The sequence below is a fragment of the Paenibacillus sp. 4624 genome (genome assembly GCF_050435065.1).
Lineage (GTDB): Bacteria > Bacillota > Bacilli > Paenibacillales > Paenibacillaceae > Paenibacillus > Paenibacillus amylolyticus_D.
The window spans coordinates 32,663-54,508 of the sequence record NZ_JBNDJR010000021.1; the positions used below are offsets into that span (position 1 = coordinate 32,663).

The 21,846-nt window shown below is 45.3% G+C and carries 37 protein-coding genes; all 37 read left to right on the forward strand.

Going from position 1 to position 21,846, the window contains the following annotated elements; all coding sequences use genetic code 11:
* Window positions 1-106: 106 nt before the first annotated feature.
* The 37 genes from rpsL to rplM all read left to right on the forward strand — a co-directional run bounded on the left by rpsL (window position 107) and on the right by rplM (window position 21,840).
* Window positions 107-529 carry a 30S ribosomal protein S12 gene (rpsL, locus tag ABIE27_RS29165; protein WP_017692070.1) on the forward strand — a complete coding sequence of 141 codons (423 nt, stop codon included), beginning with the start codon at window positions 107-109 and terminating at the stop codon, window positions 527-529.
* Between the two features lie 86 nt (window positions 530-615).
* Window positions 616-1,086 carry a 30S ribosomal protein S7 gene (gene rpsG, locus ABIE27_RS29170; RefSeq protein ID WP_123067250.1) on the forward strand — a complete coding sequence of 157 codons (471 nt, stop codon included), beginning with the start codon at window positions 616-618 and terminating at the stop codon, window positions 1,084-1,086.
* Between the two features lie 48 nt (window positions 1,087-1,134).
* Window positions 1,135-3,213, forward strand: coding sequence for an elongation factor G (gene fusA / locus ABIE27_RS29175; RefSeq protein ID WP_123067251.1), 2,079 nt, complete (start codon window positions 1,135-1,137; stop codon window positions 3,211-3,213).
* A 95-nt stretch (window positions 3,214-3,308) separates the two neighbouring features.
* Window positions 3,309-4,499 (forward strand): elongation factor Tu, encoded by a 1,191-nt coding sequence (gene tuf / locus ABIE27_RS29180; protein ID WP_123067252.1) that lies wholly within the window; start codon window positions 3,309-3,311, stop codon window positions 4,497-4,499.
* 433 nt (window positions 4,500-4,932) lie between these two features.
* Complete coding sequence (gene rpsJ, locus ABIE27_RS29185) at window positions 4,933-5,241, forward strand: 30S ribosomal protein S10 (RefSeq protein WP_017692074.1); 309 nt, start codon at window positions 4,933-4,935, stop codon at window positions 5,239-5,241.
* A 48-nt stretch (window positions 5,242-5,289) separates the two neighbouring features.
* Window positions 5,290-5,913 carry a 50S ribosomal protein L3 gene (gene rplC / locus ABIE27_RS29190; protein WP_123067253.1) on the forward strand — a complete coding sequence of 208 codons (624 nt, stop codon included), beginning with the start codon at window positions 5,290-5,292 and terminating at the stop codon, window positions 5,911-5,913.
* A 25-nt stretch (window positions 5,914-5,938) separates the two neighbouring features.
* Window positions 5,939-6,562 (forward strand): 50S ribosomal protein L4, encoded by a 624-nt coding sequence (gene rplD, locus ABIE27_RS29195; protein ID WP_110899280.1) that lies wholly within the window; start codon window positions 5,939-5,941, stop codon window positions 6,560-6,562.
* Window positions 6,562-6,852, forward strand: a complete 291-nt coding sequence (rplW, locus tag ABIE27_RS29200; RefSeq protein WP_090924675.1) for a 50S ribosomal protein L23 — start codon at window positions 6,562-6,564, stop codon at window positions 6,850-6,852. The genes rplD and rplW overlap by 1 nt, the downstream gene beginning before the upstream one ends.
* 31 nt (window positions 6,853-6,883) lie before the next feature.
* Window positions 6,884-7,714: a 50S ribosomal protein L2 gene (rplB, locus tag ABIE27_RS29205; protein ID WP_111271026.1), complete on the forward strand. Its 831-nt coding sequence runs from the start codon at window positions 6,884-6,886 to the stop codon at window positions 7,712-7,714.
* A gap of 71 nt (window positions 7,715-7,785) precedes the next feature.
* Window positions 7,786-8,064, forward strand: coding sequence for a 30S ribosomal protein S19 (rpsS, locus tag ABIE27_RS29210; protein WP_056697694.1), 279 nt, complete (start codon window positions 7,786-7,788; stop codon window positions 8,062-8,064).
* Between the two features lie 35 nt (window positions 8,065-8,099).
* Window positions 8,100-8,432, forward strand: a complete 333-nt coding sequence (gene rplV / locus ABIE27_RS29215) for a 50S ribosomal protein L22 (protein ID WP_090924674.1) — start codon at window positions 8,100-8,102, stop codon at window positions 8,430-8,432.
* A gap of 15 nt (window positions 8,433-8,447) precedes the next feature.
* Window positions 8,448-9,113: a 30S ribosomal protein S3 gene (rpsC, locus tag ABIE27_RS29220; RefSeq protein WP_090924673.1), complete on the forward strand. Its 666-nt coding sequence runs from the start codon at window positions 8,448-8,450 to the stop codon at window positions 9,111-9,113.
* 2 nt (window positions 9,114-9,115) lie between these two features.
* Window positions 9,116-9,550, forward strand: coding sequence for a 50S ribosomal protein L16 (rplP, locus tag ABIE27_RS29225; protein ID WP_076292170.1), 435 nt, complete (start codon window positions 9,116-9,118; stop codon window positions 9,548-9,550).
* Window positions 9,540-9,737: a 50S ribosomal protein L29 gene (rpmC, locus tag ABIE27_RS29230; protein ID WP_017692083.1), complete on the forward strand. Its 198-nt coding sequence runs from the start codon at window positions 9,540-9,542 to the stop codon at window positions 9,735-9,737. The genes rplP and rpmC overlap by 11 nt, the downstream gene beginning before the upstream one ends.
* Before the next feature lie 48 nt (window positions 9,738-9,785).
* Complete coding sequence (rpsQ, locus tag ABIE27_RS29235) at window positions 9,786-10,052, forward strand: 30S ribosomal protein S17 (RefSeq protein WP_056697701.1); 267 nt, start codon at window positions 9,786-9,788, stop codon at window positions 10,050-10,052.
* A gap of 36 nt (window positions 10,053-10,088) precedes the next feature.
* Complete coding sequence (rplN, locus tag ABIE27_RS29240) at window positions 10,089-10,457, forward strand: 50S ribosomal protein L14 (RefSeq protein ID WP_024633579.1); 369 nt, start codon at window positions 10,089-10,091, stop codon at window positions 10,455-10,457.
* A gap of 41 nt (window positions 10,458-10,498) precedes the next feature.
* Window positions 10,499-10,852 carry a 50S ribosomal protein L24 gene (gene rplX, locus ABIE27_RS29245; protein ID WP_017692086.1) on the forward strand — a complete coding sequence of 118 codons (354 nt, stop codon included), beginning with the start codon at window positions 10,499-10,501 and terminating at the stop codon, window positions 10,850-10,852.
* Between the two features lie 32 nt (window positions 10,853-10,884).
* Window positions 10,885-11,427 (forward strand): 50S ribosomal protein L5, encoded by a 543-nt coding sequence (rplE, locus tag ABIE27_RS29250; RefSeq protein ID WP_111271027.1) that lies wholly within the window; start codon window positions 10,885-10,887, stop codon window positions 11,425-11,427.
* Window positions 11,428-11,501: 74 nt separating this feature from the next.
* A complete protein-coding gene (locus ABIE27_RS29255) occupies window positions 11,502-11,687 on the forward strand; it encodes a type Z 30S ribosomal protein S14 (protein WP_013312154.1) in 186 nt (61 codons plus the stop codon).
* 32 nt (window positions 11,688-11,719) lie between these two features.
* Window positions 11,720-12,118, forward strand: coding sequence for a 30S ribosomal protein S8 (rpsH, locus tag ABIE27_RS29260; RefSeq protein WP_123067254.1), 399 nt, complete (start codon window positions 11,720-11,722; stop codon window positions 12,116-12,118).
* Between the two features lie 30 nt (window positions 12,119-12,148).
* Window positions 12,149-12,691, forward strand: coding sequence for a 50S ribosomal protein L6 (rplF, locus tag ABIE27_RS29265; RefSeq protein WP_090924669.1), 543 nt, complete (start codon window positions 12,149-12,151; stop codon window positions 12,689-12,691).
* Between the two features lie 117 nt (window positions 12,692-12,808).
* Window positions 12,809-13,177: a 50S ribosomal protein L18 gene (rplR, locus tag ABIE27_RS29270; RefSeq protein ID WP_017692090.1), complete on the forward strand. Its 369-nt coding sequence runs from the start codon at window positions 12,809-12,811 to the stop codon at window positions 13,175-13,177.
* A 27-nt stretch (window positions 13,178-13,204) separates the two neighbouring features.
* Complete coding sequence (gene rpsE, locus ABIE27_RS29275; protein ID WP_024633574.1) at window positions 13,205-13,702, forward strand: 30S ribosomal protein S5; 498 nt, start codon at window positions 13,205-13,207, stop codon at window positions 13,700-13,702.
* 12 nt (window positions 13,703-13,714) lie between these two features.
* Window positions 13,715-13,900 (forward strand): 50S ribosomal protein L30, encoded by a 186-nt coding sequence (gene rpmD / locus ABIE27_RS29280; RefSeq protein WP_090924668.1) that lies wholly within the window; start codon window positions 13,715-13,717, stop codon window positions 13,898-13,900.
* Window positions 13,901-13,945: 45 nt separating this feature from the next.
* A complete protein-coding gene (gene rplO / locus ABIE27_RS29285; RefSeq protein WP_123067255.1) occupies window positions 13,946-14,386 on the forward strand; it encodes a 50S ribosomal protein L15 in 441 nt (146 codons plus the stop codon).
* Window positions 14,386-15,684, forward strand: a complete 1,299-nt coding sequence (gene secY, locus ABIE27_RS29290; protein WP_090924666.1) for a preprotein translocase subunit SecY — start codon at window positions 14,386-14,388, stop codon at window positions 15,682-15,684. Before rplO ends, secY begins: the two co-directional genes overlap by 1 nt.
* A 90-nt stretch (window positions 15,685-15,774) precedes the next feature.
* Window positions 15,775-16,419, forward strand: coding sequence for an adenylate kinase (locus ABIE27_RS29295; protein ID WP_090924665.1), 645 nt, complete (start codon window positions 15,775-15,777; stop codon window positions 16,417-16,419).
* A 3-nt stretch (window positions 16,420-16,422) separates the two neighbouring features.
* Window positions 16,423-17,175, forward strand: coding sequence for a type I methionyl aminopeptidase (gene map, locus ABIE27_RS29300; RefSeq protein ID WP_123067256.1), 753 nt, complete (start codon window positions 16,423-16,425; stop codon window positions 17,173-17,175).
* A gap of 10 nt (window positions 17,176-17,185) precedes the next feature.
* Entirely contained in the window at window positions 17,186-17,494 is a 309-nt protein-coding gene (locus ABIE27_RS29305) for a KOW domain-containing RNA-binding protein (protein WP_123067257.1), read from the forward strand.
* Between the two features lie 3 nt (window positions 17,495-17,497).
* The gene (gene infA, locus ABIE27_RS29310) at window positions 17,498-17,713 is read left to right on the forward strand and encodes a translation initiation factor IF-1 (protein ID WP_017692098.1); all 216 of its coding nucleotides are present in this window, start codon (window positions 17,498-17,500) and stop codon (window positions 17,711-17,713) included.
* Window positions 17,714-17,865: 152 nt separating this feature from the next.
* Window positions 17,866-17,979 (forward strand): 50S ribosomal protein L36, encoded by a 114-nt coding sequence (gene rpmJ / locus ABIE27_RS29315; protein WP_003333770.1) that lies wholly within the window; start codon window positions 17,866-17,868, stop codon window positions 17,977-17,979.
* Window positions 17,980-17,999: 20 nt separating this feature from the next.
* Window positions 18,000-18,368: a 30S ribosomal protein S13 gene (rpsM, locus tag ABIE27_RS29320; protein WP_095293406.1), complete on the forward strand. Its 369-nt coding sequence runs from the start codon at window positions 18,000-18,002 to the stop codon at window positions 18,366-18,368.
* Window positions 18,369-18,387: 19 nt separating this feature from the next.
* On the forward strand, window positions 18,388-18,783 hold the full coding sequence (gene rpsK / locus ABIE27_RS29325; protein ID WP_123067258.1) for a 30S ribosomal protein S11: 396 nt from the start codon (window positions 18,388-18,390) through the stop codon (window positions 18,781-18,783).
* Between the two features lie 136 nt (window positions 18,784-18,919).
* The gene (locus tag ABIE27_RS29330) at window positions 18,920-19,864 is read left to right on the forward strand and encodes a DNA-directed RNA polymerase subunit alpha (RefSeq protein ID WP_024633566.1); all 945 of its coding nucleotides are present in this window, start codon (window positions 18,920-18,922) and stop codon (window positions 19,862-19,864) included.
* A 34-nt stretch (window positions 19,865-19,898) separates the two neighbouring features.
* A complete protein-coding gene (gene rplQ, locus ABIE27_RS29335) occupies window positions 19,899-20,264 on the forward strand; it encodes a 50S ribosomal protein L17 (protein WP_017692102.1) in 366 nt (121 codons plus the stop codon).
* A 160-nt stretch (window positions 20,265-20,424) separates the two neighbouring features.
* Window positions 20,425-21,198, forward strand: coding sequence for a tRNA pseudouridine(38-40) synthase TruA (truA, locus tag ABIE27_RS29340; RefSeq protein WP_123067259.1), 774 nt, complete (start codon window positions 20,425-20,427; stop codon window positions 21,196-21,198).
* Window positions 21,199-21,402: 204 nt separating this feature from the next.
* Complete coding sequence (gene rplM, locus ABIE27_RS29345) at window positions 21,403-21,840, forward strand: 50S ribosomal protein L13 (RefSeq protein ID WP_024633564.1); 438 nt, start codon at window positions 21,403-21,405, stop codon at window positions 21,838-21,840.
* Window positions 21,841-21,846: the final 6 nt, after the last annotated feature.

Genomic DNA, 21,846 nt, shown 5'->3' on the forward strand with positions numbered 1-21,846 from the left:
AAGGCAAAAACTTTTCATTTGTCTTTTTATGAACCGCCTGGGTCTGTGGGCTTAGATAAAGGTTTGTAAAGAAACATTAATAATTGAGGAAGGGGGTGGCAATCACATGCCAACTATTAACCAACTGGTTCGTAAAGGACGTCAAGCTAAAGTTGAAAAGTCAAAATCACCAGCTTTGCAAAAAGGGTTCAACGCTTTGAAACGTGAATCCACTAACATCAGTGCCCCACAAAAACGTGGTGTCTGCACTCGTGTAGGTACAATGACGCCTCGTAAACCGAACTCTGCACTTCGTAAATATGCCCGTGTTCGTTTGACGAACCGTCTCGAGGTAACTGCTTATATCCCGGGAATTGGACATAACCTTCAAGAGCACAGTGTGGTATTGATCCGTGGAGGTAAAGTAAAAGACCTTGCAGGGGTTCGTTATCACATCGTTCGTGGAGCTCTCGATACTGCAGGTGTTAACAACCGTATGCAAGCTCGTTCTAAATACGGCGCGAAACGTCCAAAAGCTAAAAAAGCCTAATTATGATAAGCAGATTGCCTGAAAGCCTTCTGGCTTAGGTCTAGAAGGTACAGGAACTGCTGAACAAGAAAGAAAGGGGGATATCCATGCCACGCAAAGGTCCAGTTACGAAAAGAGACGTGTTGCCAGATCCGGTATACAACTCCAAGTTGGTTACTCGTTTGATCAACCGCATCATGCTCGACGGAAAACGCGGTGTTGCTCAAAGCATTCTGTATAATGCGTTCAAGTTGATTCAAGAACGTACGGGTAATGACCCGATGGAAGTGTTTGAAGCAGCAATTAAAAATATCATGCCAGTCCTGGAAGTTAAAGCTCGCCGTGTCGGCGGTTCCAACTACCAAGTACCAATCGAGGTAAAACCAGAGAGACGTACTTCTTTGGGATTACGTTGGCTCGTGAACTACTCCCGCAACCGCGGTGAGAAAACAATGGAAGAGCGTTTGGCGGCTGAGATCATCGACGCTTCCAACAACACAGGCGCTTCCGTTAAAAAACGTGAAGATACGCACAAAATGGCTGAAGCGAACAAAGCGTTTGCTCACTACCGTTGGTAGGATTCAGTTCACAAAAATAAACTTCAATTTTGAAGGGAGACCCATTTCATGGCTAGAGAGTTCTCCTTGAAAAATACACGTAATATCGGGATCATGGCTCATATTGATGCGGGTAAAACCACGACAACTGAGCGGATCTTGTTTTACACAGGACGTACGCACAAAATCGGTGAAGTTCACGAAGGCGCTGCGACAATGGACTGGATGGAACAGGAGCAGGAGCGCGGAATTACGATTACATCCGCTGCGACTACCGCTGCTTGGAAAGGTCACCGCGTAAATATCATTGATACCCCGGGACACGTTGACTTCACTGTTGAAGTTGAGCGTTCCCTTCGTGTATTGGACGGAGCAGTAGGTGTATTCAGTGCGAAAGAAGGCGTTGAGCCTCAGTCTGAAACTGTATGGAGACAGGCTGATAAGTACGGCGTACCTCGTATCGCATATGTAAACAAAATGGATATCATCGGTGCTGACTTCTTGAACGTTGTATCTGACATGCGTGATCGCCTTCAAGCGAACGCTGTTGCGATTCAACTTCCAATCGGTGCTGAAAATGATTTCAAAGGTATCATCGATATCGTTGCACAACGGGCTCATATGTACAAAGATGACCTGGGACAAGATATTGAAGAAACCGAAATTCCTGCAGAGTTTGCAGACCAAGTTGAAGAACTGCGTAACGAGCTCATTGAGCGCGTTGCAGAGCTGGATGAAGAATTGACAATGAAATACCTGGAAGGCGAAGAGATCACAGTTGATGAGATCAAAGGCGCTCTCCGTAAAGGTGTAGTAGAAGTTAAAATTTTCCCAGTTATCTGTGGTTCATCATACCGTAACAAAGGTGTTCAACTGATGTTGGACGCTGTTATCGATTACTTGCCAGCTCCAACCGATGTTCCTTCTATCACTGGACACCTTGAAGATGGAACTGAAACGGTTCGTAAGTCTTCCGATGAAGAGCCATTCTCTGCATTGGCCTTCAAAATCATGACTGACCCTTACGTTGGTAAATTGACATTCTTCCGCGTATATTCCGGCGTACTTCAATCCGGATCTTATGTATTGAATGCAACTAAAAACAAACGTGAGCGTATCGGTCGTATCCTTCAAATGCACGCAAACAGCCGTCAAGAAATCACTGAAGTTTACTCTGGTGATATCGCAGCAGCGGTTGGTTTGAAAGATACAGGTACAGGTGATACACTATGTGATGAGAAACACCCGGTTATCCTGGAATCGATGAATTTCCCTGATCCGGTAATCGAAATCGCTGTTGAACCTAAAACCAAAGCTGACCAAGATAAAATGGGTGTAGCTCTCGGTAAGTTGACGGAAGAGGATCCAACTCTTCGCGCTCATACTGACGAAGAAACAGGCCAAACAATCTTGGCGGGTATGGGTGAGCTTCACCTTGATATCATCATCGACCGTATGCGTCGTGAGTTCAAGGTGGACACTACTGTGGGTAAACCACAAGTAGCTTACCGCGAAACATTCCGTGCTCCAGCGCGCGTTGAAGGTAAATTCGTACGTCAATCCGGTGGTCGTGGCCAATACGGTCACGTATGGGTTGAATTCGAACCTCTCGAGCCGGGTACAGGCAGCCAGTTCGAAAGTAAGGTTGTCGGTGGTTCCGTACCAAGAGAATACATTCAACCTGCACTGGCAGGGATTGAAGAGCAAATGAAAAACGGCGTTATCGCAGGCTTTCCGCTTGTAGACGTTAAGGCTACTATCGTAGACGGATCTTACCATGATGTCGATTCCAACGAGATGGCATTTAAAATTGCCGGATCAATGGCGCTGAAAGCAGCGAAAGACAAATGTAGTCCAGTTCTGCTTGAGCCTATCATGAAAGTAGAAGTAACTGTTCCAGAAGAGTACATGGGTGACGTAATGGGTATGTTGAATTCCCGTCGTGGCCGCATTGAAGGTATGGATTCCCGTAGTGGAGCTCAAATCATCCGTGCTAAGGTACCTCTCTCTGAGATGTTTGGTTACTCTACAACTCTTCGTTCCGGTACTCAAGGACGCGGCGTGTTCTCCATGGAACTCTCTCACTATGAAGAAGTCCCTAAGAGCATCGCTGAAGAGATCGTTGCCAAAACAAAAGGCACCGAGTAGTTTTCTCACACTGAATGCTTGTGCTTGAAACCTGGTTTGAAGCACTGCATTCAGTGAAAACATAAAATTATAAATTTTAAGGAGGCCACGTTCAAATGGCAAAGGCTAAATACGAACGTAATAAACCACACGTTAACATTGGTACTATTGGTCACGTCGATCATGGTAAAACAACTCTGACTGCTGCAATCACAACTGTATTGTCTAAAACTTACGGTGGTGCGGCAATTGCTTTTGATCAAATCGATAAAGCTCCAGAAGAGCGCGAGCGCGGTATCACAATCTCAACTTCACACGTTGAGTATGAAACTGACACTCGTCACTACGCTCACGTAGACTGCCCAGGTCACGCCGACTATGTTAAAAACATGATCACTGGCGCGGCACAAATGGACGGAGCTATCCTGGTAGTATCCGCAGCTGACGGCCCAATGCCACAAACTCGTGAGCACATCTTGCTCTCCCGTCAAGTAGGCGTACCTTACATTGTTGTTTTCTTGAACAAATGTGATATGGTTGAAGACGAAGAGTTGTTGGAACTGGTTGAGATGGAAGTTCGCGACCTTCTTAACGAATACGAGTTCCCAGGTGATGACACTCCAATCACTCGTGGATCCGCTCGTGAAGCTCTGCAAAACCCTGATGGTGAGTGGGCTCAAAAAATCGTTGAGATGTTCAAAGAAATCGACACTTACATCCCACTGCCTGAACGTCAAACTGACAAGCCTTTCTTGATGCCTGTCGAGGACGTATTCTCCATCACTGGTCGTGGTACCGTTGCTACAGGTCGTGTAGAGCGTGGTACTGTTAAAGTCGGCGAAGAGATCGAGATCGTTGGTATCACTGAAGAAACTAAAAAATCCGTAGTTACGGGCGTTGAGATGTTCCGTAAATTGTTGGATTCCGCACAAGCGGGTGACAACATCGGTGCATTGTTGCGTGGTGTTGACCGTACTCAAATCGAGCGTGGTCAAGTACTTGCTAAACCAGCATCTGTTAAACCACACACAGAATTCACTGCTCAAATCTACGTTTTGACTAAAGAAGAGGGTGGCCGTCACAAGCCTTTCTTCACTGGATACCGTCCACAGTTCTACTTCCGTACAACTGACGTAACGGGTATCATCAACTTGCCAGAAGGCACTGAAATGGTAATGCCTGGTGACAACATCACGGTTACTGTTCAACTGATTTCTCCTATCGCGATCGAAGAAGGAACTAAGTTCTCTATTCGTGAAGGTGGACGTACAGTTGGTGCGGGTTCCGTAGCATCGATCCAAAAATAATTTGGCTTTTGCCAAATGAGTATAAGCAACAGTGTACTGTAACGAGTAACATTGTATTGTAACGAAGCTTCGGAAGAGTTCTTTATCCGACATCGGATAAAGAACTCTTTTATTATGTTAACGTTTCGGAACCTGCGTCATCTAAAATAAACAAAATTCATCTTATAGATTGATAGGTTAGGCAGCCTGGATATTGGGGAGAACATTGTACTAAACAGAGTCAATTCTTTTGAAAAGACCAGTTTAAATGTTTTTTTTAAATATGCTTGCAATATGCCCATCTTTTCTATATAATAATGAATGTTGTTCTTGTGACGTTGCGATGATGTGAGAGGTTACTGACACACCCGGCCCCTTTGCCATGGGAGAGTGGTTAGAAAATTTTCACGGAGTATGTCCGATAAAAAATTGGGCGATAGAAGGAGGGACTAAAATGGCAAAGCAAAAAATTCGTATTCGTTTGAAAGCTTACGACCACAGAATTCTTGATCAATCCGCGGAGAAAATCGTTGAAACAGCAAAACGTTCGGGTGCAGGTGTATCCGGTCCGATTCCGCTTCCTACTGAAAAACAAATCATTACTATTCTTCGTGCGGTGCACAAGTACAAGGATTCTCGGGAGCAATTCGAGCAACGCACTCATAAGCGTTTGATCGATATCGTTAACCCGACTCCACAAACTGTGGATGCCTTGATGCGCTTGGATCTGCCGTCCGGTGTAGATATCGAAATTAAATTGTAATATATAGCAACAAAACAAGACCACGTATAAAGGAAAAGAGGTGTCAACATGAAAGGTATCTTAGGAAAAAAACTTGGAATGACTCAAGTGTTTACCGCTGAAGGTAACGTAGTTCCAGTAACGGTTATCGAAGCAGGTCCTTGTGTTGTTTTACAAAAGAAAGATATTGAGAACGATGGCTACGAAGCAGTTCAAATCGGTTTCTCCGATAAGAAAGAGAAAAATGCTAACAAGCCAGAAGCAGGACACGCTAAAAAAGCGAATACTGCACCTAAGCGCTACGTTCGTGAGCTTCGCGGCATCAACATCGCGGAATATGAAGTTGGCCAAGAATTGAAAGCTGACATTTTCGCTGAAGGCGAGTTCGTTGACGTAACAGGTATTTCTAAGGGTAAAGGTTTTGCCGGCGTTATCAAACGTTGGGGACAAAGCACTGGACCTATGTCACACGGTTCGCGTTACCACCGTGGCCCAGGTTCGATGGGTTCGATCCAAGCTAACCGCGTTCCTAAAGGCAAACGCCTGCCAGGACACATGGGACATGATACGGTTACAATCCAACGTCTTGAGGTTGTTAAAGTAGACGCTGAACGTAACGTGATCCTCGTGAAAGGTTCCATTCCTGGACCGAAGAACAGTCTTGTAAAAGTCAAAGAAACGGTGAAAAAATAACCACTGAAGAAAGGAGGAACACAAAATGCCAAAAGTATCAGTTTACAATGTAGATGGTAGCCAAGTAGGTGAAGTTGAACTGAATGATGCGGTATTCGGTATTGAGCCGAATCAACACGTTCTGTACGATGCAGTTCTTATGCAACGCGCTTCCCTTCGTCAAGGTACCCACAAAGTAAAAGGACGTTCTGAAGTACGTGGCGGTGGACGTAAGCCTTGGAAACAAAAAGGTACAGGTCGCGCTCGTCAAGGTTCGATTCGTTCTCCACAATGGAAAGGCGGCGGTATCGTATTTGGTCCAACTCCACGGAGCTATGCGTACAAACTGCCTAAGAAAGTTCGCCGTCTGGCGATCAAATCTGCCCTTTCATCCAAAGTGCAAGACAATGACATTATCGTTTTGGACGCTCTGACATTGAGCTCGCCTAAAACTAAAGAATTTGCAGCTATCTTGAATAATCTTAAAGTAGGCCGCAAAGCTTTGATCGTAGCACCTAGCTATGATGATAATGTAGCTCTTTCCGCACGGAATATTCCTGGCGTGAAATTCGTAGCTGCTGACGGCATTAATGTTCTTGACGTGCTTGGGCACGACAAACTGATCATTACGAAAGAAGCAGTTCAGAAGGTAGAGGAGGTGCTCGCGTAATGAAGGATCCTCGTGATATTGTAAAACGTCCGATTATTACGGAACGTACTGCTGACATGATGAACGACTTGAAATATGTATTTGAAGTCGATATCCGCGCAAACAAAACCGAGATCAAAAAAGCGGTAGAAGCTATTTTCGGCGTGAAAGTGAAAAACGTGAACACACTTCGTGTTCCAGCTAAACCGAAACGGTACGGACGTTATTCCGGATATACAAGCGAATGGAAAAAAGCGTTTGTAACACTGACGCAAGACAGCAAATCGCTTGAGTTCTTTGAAACTGTATAATTGAAATCTTTGAAGTAAGGAGGGAAAACTAGTGCCAATCAAAAAGTATAAACCAACATCCCCGGCAAGACGGAACATGTCCGTTTCTACATTTGAGGAAATTACAACAGATAAGCCGGAGAAATCGTTGTTGGCCCCGCTGAGCAAACAAGCAGGCCGCAACAACCAAGGTAAAATTACAGTTCGTCACCACGGTGGTGGACACAAACGTAAATACCGTATCATCGACTTCAAACGTACTAAAGATGGAATACCGGGCCGCGTTGCTACAATTGAGTATGACCCGAACCGTACTTCCAACATTGCATTGATTCACTATGCTGATGGTGAGAAACGTTACATCATCGCACCTAAAGGTCTGAAAGTTGGAGATCAAGTATTCTCTGGTCCTGACGCAGACATTAAAATTGGTAACGCACTGCCGCTTGAAAACATTCCAGTAGGTACCGTTATCCACAACATCGAGTTGAAACCAGGTAAAGGCGGACAATTGGTCCGTGCTGCTGGTACAGAAGCTCAATTGCTTGGTAAAGAAGAAAAATACGTTTCTGTTCGTCTCTCTTCCGGAGAAGTTCGTCGTATTTTGAAAGTTTGCCGCGCAACAATCGGATCCGTTGGTAACCAAGACCACGAGCTTATCAAAATCGGTAAAGCCGGTCGTAGCCGTTGGTTGGGACAACGTCCTGAGGTTCGTGGTGTGGTAATGAACCCTAACGATCACCCTCACGGTGGTGGTGAAGGTCGTGCTCCAATCGGACGTAAATCGCCAATGTCACCATGGGGTAAACCTACTCTTGGTTTCAAAACGCGTAAGAAAAATAAAGCTTCTGATAAATACATCATCCGTCGCCGCACGAAGTAATACACACTGTGCATAACTTCGTGAGGCATCTACGGATGCATAAAAGCTATGTTTGAAGGGAGGATCTCCACATGAGTCGCAGTTTGAAAAAAGGGCCATTCATTGATGGCTACATGCTCAAGAAGGTAGAAGAGATGGAAGCATCAGGCAAGAAGAACGTTATCAAAACCTGGTCCCGTCGCTCTACAATTTTCCCACAATTCATCGGACACACATTTGGCGTTTACGACGGTCGTAAACACGTGCCAGTGTATGTAACTGAGGACATGGTCGGACACAAACTGGGTGAGTTCGCTCCAACCCGTACGTACAAAGGCCATACTGATGATGACAAGAAAACAAGAAGATAAATGAACATCTCTAATGTTTGAGAGGAGGTTACACAATGGAAGCAAAAGCACATGCTAAGTTTATCCGGATTGCTCCTCGTAAAGTTCAACTCGTTGTTGACTTGATTCGCGGCAAGCAAGTAGGTGAGGCGGTTGCCATTCTCCGTCACACTCCGAAATCCGCTTCTCCAGTTGTTGAGAAGTTGCTTAACTCCGCTATTGCGAATGCGGAACACAATTATTCTTTGGATGTTAATAACTTGGTGATCTCGCAAGCTTACGTAAACCAAGGACCAACGATGAAACGTTTCCGCCCTCGTGCAATGGGACGTGCAAGTCGTATTAACAAACGTACTAGCCACATTACTTTGGTGGTATCTGAAAAGTAGAAGGAGGGAAAACGTGTGGGCCAAAAGGTAAATCCAGTCGGACTTCGTGTCGGAGTTATCCGTGACTGGGAATCTAAGTGGTATGCAGGCAAAGACTTCGGCGATCTTTTGATGGAAGACGTGAAAATTCGTGAATTCCTGAAAAATAAATTGAAAGACTCCGCTATGTCTCGTGTTGAGATTGAGAGAGCGGCTAACCGCGTAAACGTAACGATTCACACAGCGAAACCAGGTATGGTAATCGGTAAAGGTGGATCTGAAGTTGAGAATCTTCGTAACCAAATTACGAAAATTGCTGGCGGTAAAAAAGTACACATCAATATTTCTGAAATTAAGAACCAAGACCTGGACGCGATCCTGGTAGCAGAAAGCATTGCACAACAATTGGAACGTCGTGTTTCTTTCCGTCGTGCTCTGAAACAAGCTATTCAAAGAACTATGCGCTCCGGTGCTAAAGGTATTAAAACTCAAGTAGGCGGACGTCTTGGCGGTGCTGAGATTGCACGTTCTGAAGGCTACAGCGAAGGAACTGTTCCACTGCACACACTGCGTGCTGACATTGACTATGGTACTGCAGAGGCTCATACTACTTACGGACGTATCGGCGTAAAAGTATGGATCTATCGTGGAGAGGTTCTTCCTACGGCTAAGAAACAAGCTGCTAAGGAAGGAGGCAACTAATCATGTTGGTACCAAAACGTGTAAAACACCGTAAGCAACAACGTGGACATATGAAAGGCCAAGCAAAAGGCGGAACTACGCTGAACTTTGGCGAATACGGTCTGCAAGCTACGGAACCGGCTTGGATTACGAACCGTCAGATCGAAGCGGCTCGTATTGCGATGACTCGTTACATCAAACGTGGTGGTAAAGTCTGGATCAAAATTTTCCCTGACAAACCAATCACTCAAAAGCCTCTCGAGGTTCGGATGGGTAGCGGTAAAGGTAACGTAGAAAAATGGGTTGCAGTAGTGAAACCAGGTAAGATCATGTTTGAACTTGCTGGTGTACCGGAGGATATTGCTCGCGAAGCGATGCGTCTTGCCGCTCACAAACTGCCAATCAAAACGAAGTTCGTGAAACGTGAAGAATTGGGTGGTGAAGCAAATGAAAGCTAGTGAATTTCGCAACCTAACCTCTGCTGAAATCGAGCAAAAGATTGCCGGATTTAAAGAAGAACTCTTTAATCTCCGCTTTCAACTCGCTACCGGTCAGCTGGATAACCCGACTCGAATCCGTGATGTGCGGAAAGAAATAGCTCGTGCTAAAACCATCATCCGTGAAAGAGAACTGGGAATCGGTTAATTAGAGGTCGGATGTACATTCCGTCTGTAATCAGGAAGGAGGCCAACAATGAGCGAAGAGCGTAATGCACGTAAAGTTCAAACTGGTAAAGTTGTCAGTGATAAAATGGACAAAACGATTGTTGTTGCTGTAGAAACCTACAAAAACCACAAATTGTATCATAAACGCATTAAAGTTACTAAAAAGTTCAAAGCGCATGACGAAGAAAACACTGCGAAAATCGGTGACACGGTGAAAATCATGGAGACTCGTCCGCTTTCGAAAGATAAACGCTGGAGACTTACTGAAGTCGTTGAAAAAGCGGTTATCATCTAATTGCATGATCAGCATAGCTGGAAGGAGGAATACTAAATGATTCAACCATTTACACGTTTGACTGTAGCCGACAACTCCGGTGCGAAGGAACTGATGTGTATCCGCGTACTCGGCGGTACGGGACGTCGTACAGCTCAAATCGGTGATCTGATCGTTTGTTCTGTAAAACAAGCAACACCAGGCGGCGTTGTCAAAAAAGGTGATGTAGTTAGAGCGGTTGTCGTTCGTACTAAACGTTCTGTACGTCGTAAAGACGGTTCCTACATCGGTTTTGATGAAAATGCAGCTGTTGTTGTAAAAGACGACAGAAGCCCGCGTGGAACACGTATTTTCGGACCTGTTGCTCGTGAACTTCGCGAGAAAGATTTCATGAAAATCGTTTCCTTGGCCCCAGAGGTTATCTAATAGATTAAGCTCGTGATGTTTAGAAACAGGAGGTGTACGAAATGCCAAGAGTGAAAAAAGTTCTGGAATCCCATAACAACAAACTTCACGTTAAAAAGGAAGATACGGTTATGGTGATCAGCGGTAAAGACAAAGGTAAAAAAGGCCGTGTCATCGCTGCTTATCCTCGTGAAAACCGCGTCCTTGTGGAAGGTGTTAACATGGTGAAAAAACACCAGAAGCCTAACCAGCAAAACCCGCAAGGCGGCATTATCGAGAAGGAAGCTCCGATTCACGTTTCCAACGTGATGCACATCGATCCAAAGAGCGGAAAAGTAACCCGTGTTGGTTACAAAGTGTTGGATAACGGTAAGAAAGTGCGCGTTGCAAAACGTTCCGGAGAAATTATCGACTAATTGAACCGAATGAGAAAGGAGGGCTATGATTCATGGCATCAAGAATGAAAGAACGTTACCTGCAAGAAATCGCTCCTGCTTTGATGCAGAAGTTTAACTATACAACGGTAATGCAAGTGCCGAAAATCGAGAAAATCGTTATCAACATGGGTGTGGGCGACGCTGTCCAAAACTCGAAAGTGTTGGATTCCGCAGTAAACGATTTGCAACTGATCGCAGGTCAAAAACCTGTAATCACTCGTGCGAAAAAATCAATCGCAGGTTTCAAACTGCGTGAGAACATGCCTATCGGTGTGAAAGTAACATTGCGCGGTGAGCGTATGTATTACTTCCTCGATAAATTGTTCAACGTTACACTTCCACGTGTACGTGACTTCCGCGGTGTATCGAGCAAAGCGTTCGATGGTCGTGGTAACTACACTCTGGGTCTGAAAGAGCAATTGATCTTCCCAGAGATCGAGTATGATAAAGTAGACAAAGTCCGCGGTATGGATATTGTCATCGTAACAACGGCGAAAACAGACGAAGAGTCCCGCGAATTGCTTACGCAACTGGGAATGCCTTTCGTTAAATAATGTTGGCATAAACGTTCCGGGTGTCTGGAAAGACTCCCTTTTCTCCGAAATTATTTAGGAGGTGTCAGGCTAAAGTGGCAAAAACTTCGATGAAAGTTAAACAACAACGTACACCAAAGTTTAAAGTACGTGCTTATACACGCTGTGAGCGTTGCGGTCGTCCACATTCGGTACTGCAAAAGTTCAAAATTTGCAGAATTTGCTTCCGTGAATTAGCTTATAAAGGCCAGATCCCTGGCGTGAAAAAAGCAAGCTGGTAAAAAGTCCTGAACGGGAAGGAGGTTAACTCACAATGACTATGTCTGATCCAATTGCAGATATGCTTACTCGTATTCGTAACGCGAACACTGTTCGTCACGAAACGGTAGAAATGCCTGCTTCGACAATGAAAAAACAAATCGCCGATATCCTGAAGCGTGAAGGTTTCATCCGTGACGCTGAATTTATCGAAGATAACAAACAAGGGATTATCCGTGTTTTCTTGAAATACGGTCAAAATAACGAGCGTGTTATCACTGGTCTGAAAAGAATCAGTAAACCAGGTCTTCGTGTTTACACGAAAAGCAATGAAGTACCTCGTGTACTTGGCGGCCTTGGAATCGCGATTATCTCGACATCCAAAGGTGTTATGACGGATAAAGAAGCTCGTCAATCGAAATCCGGCGGAGAAGTCGTCTGCTACGTTTGGTAATATAACGTCACAAGATAGGAGGTGCAACATATGTCTCGTATTGGTCGCAAACCAATTACAGTACCAAGTGGTGTAGACATCACTTTGGACAATACCGTTATCACGGTAAAAGGACCTAAAGGAACTTTGACTCGTGAACTTCACAAAGACATGAAGGTTACAGTTGAAAACAACGAAATTACAGTTGTGCGTCCTTCCGATAACAAAACTCACCGTTCTTTGCATGGCACAACGCGTAGCGTTGTCAGCAACATGGTAAGTGGCGTAACTGAAGGATTCGCTAAATCTCTGGAGTTGGTTGGGGTCGGATATCGTGCAAGCAAATCCGGAGATAAAATCGTTCTGAACGTTGGTTACTCTCACCCGGTTGAAATTACACCGGAAGCGGGAATCGAATTCGAAGTACCTTCGAATACGAAAATCATTGTTCGCGGTATCGATAAAGAGCGCGTAGGTGCTTACGCTGCTAAAATTCGTTCCGTTCGTGAACCTGAGCCGTACAAAGGTAAAGGTATTAAATATGAAGGCGAGCGTATCATCCGTAAGGAAGGTAAAGCCGGTAAGAAGAAATAAGATTTCTCTTACCGCCTTTTCGCGGCTTTCGGCTTGCTTGCTTCGTTTGTTTCTAATATACCCCGTGGCTTCTGTTATGAAGCCAGCGAGGTAACCTGAAAGGAGTGAATCCCTGAGATGATTACGAAACCAGATAAAAACAAGGCTCGTCTGAAAAGACACCTTCGTGTTCGTAAGAAAATCCAAGGAACGGCTGCACGTCCTCGTTTGAACGTTTTCCGTTCTGGTAAACATATGTACGCTCAAATCATCGATGATGTAGCTGGTGTAACAATCGCTTCCGCGTCTACTGTAGACAAAGAATTGAGCACTGACATCAAAAATGGTGCATCTGTTGAATCTGCTCGTAAAGTTGGCGAACTCGTTGCTAAACGTGCAAAAGATAAAGGTGTTTCCAATATCGTATTTGACCGTAGCGGATATCTGTATCATGGTCGTATTGCAGCCTTGGCTGAAGCGGCGCGTGAAGCAGGACTTGAGTTTTAAGATATTTTTCAAAAGGAGGTTAACGACTTGCGTGTAGATCCGAATACTTTGGAACTGTCTGAAAGAGTAGTAAACATTAATCGCGTAGCTAAAGTAGTAAAAGGCGGACGCCGTTTCAGCTTTAGCGCACTGGTTGTAGTCGGCGACGGCAACGGCTGGGTTGGAGCGGGTATCGGTAAAGCGGGCGAAGTACCTGATGCAATTCGCAAAGGTATTGAAGATGCTAAGAAAAACCTTGTACACGTTCCACTCGTAGGAACTTCGATTCCTCACTTGGTAACAGGTAAGTTCGGCGCAGGACGCGTTCTGTTGAAACCAGCATCTGAAGGTACTGGTGTTATCGCTGGTGGTCCTGTACGTGCGGTTCTCGAACTTGCTGGTGTAGGTGACATTTTGACAAAATCTCTGGGTTCTTCGAATTCCATGAACATGGTCAATGCGACTTTGGAAGGTTTGTCCCGTTTGAAGCGTGCTGAAGACGTGGCTAAACTGCGCGGAAAATCCGTCGAAGAGCTTCTGGGTTAGGAGGGAATTCTCATGGCTAAATTAGAAATTACCCTCGTCCGTAGCTTGATCGGACGTCCGGAGACGCAAAGAACAACTGTGAAAACATTGGGATTGCGCAAAATCAACAGCAAAGTGATCCAAAACGATAATCCTGCCATCCGTGGTATGATTAACAAAGTAAGTCACTTGGTAGCTGTCAAAGAAGTAGAAGCTTAATAAACGGGTATACACCCACAAATCTTTAAGGAGGTGCAACGAACGATGAAGTTACATGAGCTCTCACCATCTCCTGGATCGCGTAAAGAACGCAAACGTGTTGGTCGCGGTCCAAGTAGTGGTACAGGTAAAACATCAGGTCGCGGTCATAAAGGACAAAACGCTCGTTCGGGCGGTGGTGTTCGTCCAGGCTTCGAAGGTGGACAAAATCCATTGTATCGTCGCTTGCCAAAACGCGGTTTCGTAAACCCAACTCGCAAAGAATATGCAGTTGTTAATATCGAAGACCTGAATAGTTTGCCTGCGGGTACTGAAGTAACTCCAGAATTCTTGATGACGAGCGGCGTTGTTAAAAACGCTAAATCCGGAATCAAAGTCCTGGGTAACGGTGAAGTCACTGTGAAGCTGACTGTTAAAGCTAACAAGTTTTCTCAATCTGCGGTAGAGAAAATTGAAGCTGCCGGCGGTACAACCGAGGTGATTTAATGTTCAAGACCCTAAAGAATATCTGGCGGGTTGAGGATCTGCGCAAAAGGGTATTATTTACCCTTTTTGTACTGATCATTTACCGCATCGGCTCCTTTGTTCCCGTTCCAGGTGTTAACAAAGATGTGTTCGAAGCGACAAATTCTGCGGGTAAAGAAGTTTTTGGACTTCTCAATACGTTCTCGGGTGGAGCACTGTTCCAGTTCTCGATATTTGCACTCGGGATCGTTCCTTACATCACTGCGTCTATCATAGTACAGTTGCTTTCCATGGACGTTATTCCTAAATTAGCGGAGTGGGCAAAGCAAGGTGAACAAGGTAAGAAGAAATCGGCACAACTGACTCGTTATTTAACGATCGGGCTGGCATTGATTCAAGCGTTTGGTACGTCGATCGGATTTAACCGCTTGTACAATACAGACATGATCCCTAATGCTACGTTTGCTGATTATATCTTGATCGCGATTGTACTTACGGCCGGTACGTCATTCCTGATGTGGCTTGGTGAGCAGATCACCGAGAAAGGCATCGGAAACGGAATCTCGATTTTGATCTTTGCGGGTATCCTGTCAACAGTGCCTAACATTATCAAACAAACGATCGAGTCCGACTTCATCCAACCTGATCAATTGTTCATGAACATCCTTAAAGGTGTAATCATCGCGATTGTCATCGTGCTGATTATCATCGGGGTCATTTACATTCAACAGGCGATTCGGAAGATTCCTGTTCAGTACGCAAAACGTGTCGTAGGAAACAAAATGTACGGTGGACAGAATACACATATCCCGCTGAAGATTAATGCAGCTGGTGTTATCCCTGTCATCTTCGCATCATCGCTGTTGATGTTCCCAACGATTATTGCCAACTTCTGGGCTAATCATGGTTGGGCACAGTGGATCGGTCAAAACTTGACTACACACAAACCACTTGGTATGGTGCTGTATGTCGTGATGATCTTCGGATTCACATTCTTCTATACTTTTGTACAGATGAATCCACAGCAGATGGCTGATAATATGAAAAAGAACGGCGGTTACATTCCGGGTATTCGCCCAGGTAAAGCAACCGAGAAATATCTGACCCGTGTCATGACTCGTTTGACAATGGCCGGAGCCATCTTCTTGGCAGTCATTTCCGTTCTGCCTGTATTCTTAGGGGCACTTTCTGGTTTGCCTCAATCAGCGCAAATTGGAGGAACTTCCCTCCTGATCGTTATCGGTGTTGCGCTGGATACGATGAAGCAAATCGAAAGCCAATTGATCAAACGCCACTACAAAGGTTTTATCAATAAATAGGCAATAGGTTCCGGTTGAGTAAAGATTTACTTGCCGGCACCTATTGTGCTGTTTGTTGATGTAGGGTAGTCTTGGAGGGAGTGACATAACGTGAACATCCTATTCATGGGCCCTCCGGGGGCAGGAAAAGGTACGCAAGCAGACGTCATTGTGAAAGAGTTCGGTATTCCCCATATTTCAACAGGCGATGCATTTCGCCTTGCGATTAAACAGGGAACTCCCATTGGCCTGAAAGCCAAGGAATATATGGATCAAGGATTACTTGTACCAGATGATGTAACCATCGGCATCGTTGAAGAACGTTTGCAACAGTCGGACTGCAGAGAAGGATTCCTCTTGGATGGATTTCCAAGAACTCTGTCTCAGGCAGAAGCACTGGATGGCATCCTGGAACGACTGAACTCAGGTCTTGATCATGTGATCAACCTGAAAGTGGATCGCAACAAATTGCTCGCTCGTTTGACGGGGCGTCGTATTTGTAAAAACTGTGGTTCGACTTATCATGTCGTATTTAATCCACCGAAGCAGGATGGTATCTGTGATAAATGCGGCGGCGAGTTGTACCAGCGCTCTGATGATAACGAAGAGAGCGTAGGCACTCGTTTGGACGAATATATCAACAAAACAGCACCACTCCTCACGTTCTACGAAACTAAAGGCCTTCTTCGTCAAATCGACGGAGAACAGGATATCGATCAAGTTTCTCAAGAAATCGTGTCCTTGTTGAGAGGTTAATTGATGATCATTGGTAAGTCCGAAACGGAACTGGGTTTGATGAGGGAAGCTGGGAGAATTGTTGCAGAAACGCATCGTCTTTTGGCAGAGCACATTGTTCCTGGTATTACGACTGGTGAACTTGACCATATGGCTGATCAATTTATCCGCAGTCAAGGAGCTGTGCCGTCTTTCAAAGGTTATAACGGTTTCCCTGCCAGTGTGTGCGCTTCAGTGAATGAAGAGTTGGTACATGGATTTCCCGGCAAACGCAAGTTGAACGAGGGCGATATCGTTACGTTTGACATTGGCGCGCAGTACCAAGGGTATCATGGAGATTCTGCCTGGACCTATCCAGTCGGTCGTATTTCAGAAGAAGCTCGTCGTCTTCTGGACGTTACCGAGGCTTCATTATACGCAGGACTAGCGCTGGTAAAACCAGACGTTCGCTTGTTTACAATATCTCATGCAATTCAGAAATATATCGAAGATGAAGGGTTTTCCGTCGTTCGTGAATATGTCGGTCACGGCATTGGAGCGAATCTGCACGAAGAACCATCGATTCCGAACTATGGTCTTCCTGATCGTGGACCAAGGCTAAAGGCTGGTATGGTGCTGGCTATTGAGCCAATGGTTAACGCAGGCAGACGGTATGTGAAAACGTTGGAAGATAACTGGACTGTCGTTACAGCTGATGGATCGTTATGTGCCCACTTTGAACACACCGTAGCAGTTACACCTGAAGGTATGGAAATTTTCACAAAACTGAATGCGTAGGTGATTAGGCATGAACAATCCGTCGAATCCGCAGCTCGGTCAACTTGTGAAGATCCGTAAAGGCCGCAATGCGGACCAAGCCGCAGTAATTGTTGCTATAGTAGACAATAGGTTCGTATATATCGCGGATGGAGACAAACGTAAGTTTGACCAACCCAAGAAGAAGAATGTTCTTCATCTTGAACTTCAACCGATGATTAGCAGCGAGGTTGTAAACAGTTTAAACGAGAGTGGTCGGGTGACAAACGGAAAGCTCCGCTATGCGGTTCATTCGTTTCTGGAATCCACCAACATTCAAGCTGAAGAGAAAGGAGACTGACTAATGGCCAAGGAAGATGTCATTGAAGTGGAAGGCACGGTTCTTGAACCACTGCCGAATGCAACGTTCAAGGTTGAGCTTGAGAATGGTCATCAAATTCTCGCTCACGTTTCCGGAAAATTGCGGATGCACTTCATCCGTATCCTGACTGGAGACAAAGTAGTTGTTCAGTTATCGCCTTATGATCTAACAAAAGGTCGTATAACTTACCGTAAATAGTAGTAGACAGTTGCAATGAACTGTGAAGCTTATGAAGCGGGTTTTGCCCGGCAAAACTTGCGAAAGCTTCGAAGCCGGTTTTACAATAGTAGAACGAGGTCAATGCTTACGAAGAGGGTTTTGCTAAGCAGAACTTTGAGGAGGTAATTCACATGAAGGTAAGACCTTCGGTCAAGCCGATTTGCGAAAAATGCAAAGTCATTCGCCGCAAAGGGAATGTAATGGTTATCTGTGAAAATCCAAAACACAAACAAAAACAAGGTTAATGAAGGGGGTGTAGCGTAAAATGGCACGTATAGCTGGTGTGGATTTGCCACGTGATAAGCGCGTTGAGATCGCCTTAACTTATATTTTCGGAATCGGTAAAACGACTTCCCAGAAAATTCTGAGCTCTACAGGCATCAATCCGGACACTCGTGTTCGCGATTTGACGGAAGATGAAGTCAGCAAATTGCGTGAAAGTATCGACAAAGAGGTCAAAGTAGAAGGTGACCTGCGTCGTGAAATCTCTTTGAATATTAAACGTTTGACGGAGATCGGTTGTTACCGTGGAGTTCGTCATCGTCGTGGTCTGCCTGTTCGTGGACAACGTACGAAAACGAATGCTCGTACTCGTAAAGGTCCTCGTCGTACTGTAGCAAACAAGAAGAAATAATAAGGGGGGATAAGAGAAAATGGCTAAACCGAAAAAAGTCGTACGTACTAAACGTCGTGACCGTAAAAATATTGAATCTGGCGTGGCACATATCCGTTCCACTTTCAATAACACTATCGTTACTATTACGGATCCTCACGGAAATGCAATTTCGTGGGCAAGCTCCGGCGGCCTCGGGTACAGAGGTTCCCGTAAATCGACTCCGTTTGCTGCACAAATGGCTGCTGAAGCTGCTGCCAAAGCTGCAATGGAGCATGGGATGAAATCCGTTGAGGTTATGGTTAAAGGACCAGGCGCAGGCCGTGAAGCAGCGATCCGCTCTTTGCAAGCTGCTGGTCTTGAAGTTAACCTGATCAAAGACGTAACTCCAGTCCCGCATAACGGATGCCGTCCTCCAAAACGTCGTCGTGTCTAATGAGATTTGCCCCTGCGTGTGGTATACTTCCGGCACAATCTGCTAATAATGGTTGTTTAGGCATACTACTACATGTTTTCGCAAGAGAAGGTAAATGTTTCATAAAGGACCGACGTTTTGAAGGAGGGGTATTGCAGTGATAGAAATCGAAAAGCCGAAAATTGAGACGGTAGACGTCAACGATGATGGCACCTATGGGAAATTCGTAGTAGAACCGCTGGAGCGCGGATACGGTACGACGCTTGGAAACTCGCTTCGCCGAATCCTGCTCTCATCACTGCCGGGTGCGGCAGTGTCTTCGGTTCAAATCGATGGCGTTCTGCATGAATTTGCTACAGTTCCTGGCGTAATGGAAGACGTTACAGAGATTATCCTTAACCTGAAAGCTTTGTCGCTCAAAATTCATTCTGACGAGGAGAAAGTGCTCGAGATTGATGCTGAAGGCGAAGGAGCAATCACGGCTGGAGACATTCGTGCTGATTCCGATGTGGAAATCCTTAACCCGGATCTTCACATTGCTACGCTTGGACCAGGTTCGAGACTTCACATGCGTATTTTTGCCAATCGCGGTCGCGGCTACGTCCAGGCAGATCGGAATAAACGCGATGACCAGCCGATCGGCGTCATCCCTGTCGATTCCATCTTCACCCCGATCAGCCGCGTTAACTACGCTGTGGAAAATACGCGTGTAGGCCAAGTAACCAACTATGACAAGCTCACGTTGGAAGTTTGGACTGACGGAAGTATTCGTCCTGAAGAGGCTGTAAGCCTTGGCGCTAAAATTTTGACCGAGCATCTGATGCTCTTCGTGGGTCTTACAGACGAAGCGAAGGATGCAGAGATCATGGTTGAAAAAGAAGAAGACAAAAAAGAAAAAGTACTCGAAATGACGATCGAAGAGCTGGATCTCTCTGTTCGTTCCTACAACTGCCTCAAACGTGCTGGTATTAATACCGTACAAGAGCTGACTACGAAAACGGAAGAAGACATGATGAAAGTCCGTAACCTCGGACGCAAGTCTTTGGAAGAAGTTCAAGAGAAGCTTGAGGAACTTGGTTTGGGATTACGTACAGAAGAATAGACAGCTGAGTGCTTGAAGTGAAGGAGGGAAAACAATGGCATACCAAAAGTTGGGCCGTAATTCCAGCGCACGTAAAGCTTTGTTCCGTGACCTGGTAACCGACCTGTTCTTATACGAGCGCATTCAGACAACTGAAGCGAAAGCAAAAGAGGTTCGCTCTATTGCTGAAAAACTGATCACTAAAGCGAAAAAGGGAGATCTTCATGCCCGTCGCCAAGTGGCAGCATATGTTCGCCGCGAAACTATCGATGGTGAGCAAGATGCAATCCAAAAACTGTTTAGCGAATTGTCCGGTCGTTACGCTGAGCGTCCAGGCGGATACACACGTATCCTGAAACTGGGACCTCGTCGTGGTGACGCAGCGCCTATGGTTTACTTGGAACTGGTAGACCGCGCGTAATACAGATGTGAGATGAGGAAAGGGGACAGAGTCCAAGATTCTGGGTAAACCCTTTTTTTCTCTTCATTCCGGAATTCGTGCTGTAAATGAAGCTCCGTAAGGGGCTTCTTTTGCTGTTCGGGATAGGCTTATGTATAGTATGGAACAAAGGTGTGGTAATATGCGCAACTTATGTATGACGGTAACTTACGATGGCACGGCCTACTACGGCTTTCAAGTACAGCCAGGAGGTAACACCATTCAGGACCACCTTGAGGATGCCATTCGTGCGTTGACTGGTGAGACGGTGAAAATCACGGGTTCAGGCCGAACAGATGCAGGCGTTCATGCCCGCAGACAAATCTTCAATTTTCCTACAGCGTCCCAGATTCCAGTGGAACGTTGGTGTATTGCACTCAACTCCAGATTGCCATCTGACATTGTTGTTATTGATGCAATGGAGGTACCGCTAGATTTTCATTCTCGTTATGCGGCGAAAAAGAAAACCTATCGATATACGGTCAATGCAAACCAATTCCCGGATGTCTTTAACAGAAGACTGCAGCATCATCATCATGCCAAGCTGGACATCACTGCTATGGAGGAGGGCCTGCGTCATTTCATAGGCACATATGACTTTACTTCCTTTGCTTCACGCAAGTCTCAGAAAGAGAATCATGTACGTTCGGTATACGAAGCATGGATAGAAGTGGACCGTTCAATGTGCAGGGACCATCCTCGCGATCAAGGTGTCATTCACATTTATGTGAGTGGTAACGGCTTTTTGCAACATATGGTGCGTATTATTGTCGGGACGTTGCTGGAGATCGGAGAGGGCAAACGGAAAGCCTCTGATGTGCCGAATATGATTGCTGCATGCAATCGTTCTGCTGCAGGACCTACTGCAGTTAGTTGCGGTTTAATGCTCTGGGATCTTGAATACAAAAAAGATTAAATTTGATGAGTAAAATGCTTAAATTATACTTGCGATTTGGTCTCCTATCATGTAATATAAAAGTTGTGTTTTCTTAATGGCTTTCCCACAGCCCCAATTAAGATGTTCACATCGCAACAACTATCCATCAACACCTAAAGTTATCACTTAACGAACGAAGATAAATGAAAATGATGATTTTGAACATTTAAGGAGGAACTTTTCATGCGTACTACGTACATGGCGAAGCCTAACGAAGTTGAGCGCCAATGGCACATCATTGATGCTGAAGGCAAAACCCTCGGACGTTTGGCGAGCGAAGCAGCTGCTTTGATCCGCGGCAAACATAAGCCACAATTCACTCCACATGTGGACACTGGCGATTTCGTTGTTATCATCAATGCAGAGAAAATTGTATTGACTGGTAAAAAAATGCAAGGTAAAAAATACTACCGTCACTCGATGCACCCAGGTGGTTTGAAAGTAACTACTGCAGAAGAGATGGTTAAAAACAAACCTGAACGTATGTTGGAATTGGCAGTTCGCGGTATGCTTCCTAAAACTCGCATGGGCGAGAAAATGAAGCTGAGACTTAAAGCGTACAGAGGCACTGAGCATCCACACGCAGCACAAAAACCAGAAGTTTACGAACTTCGCGGTTAATTAAAA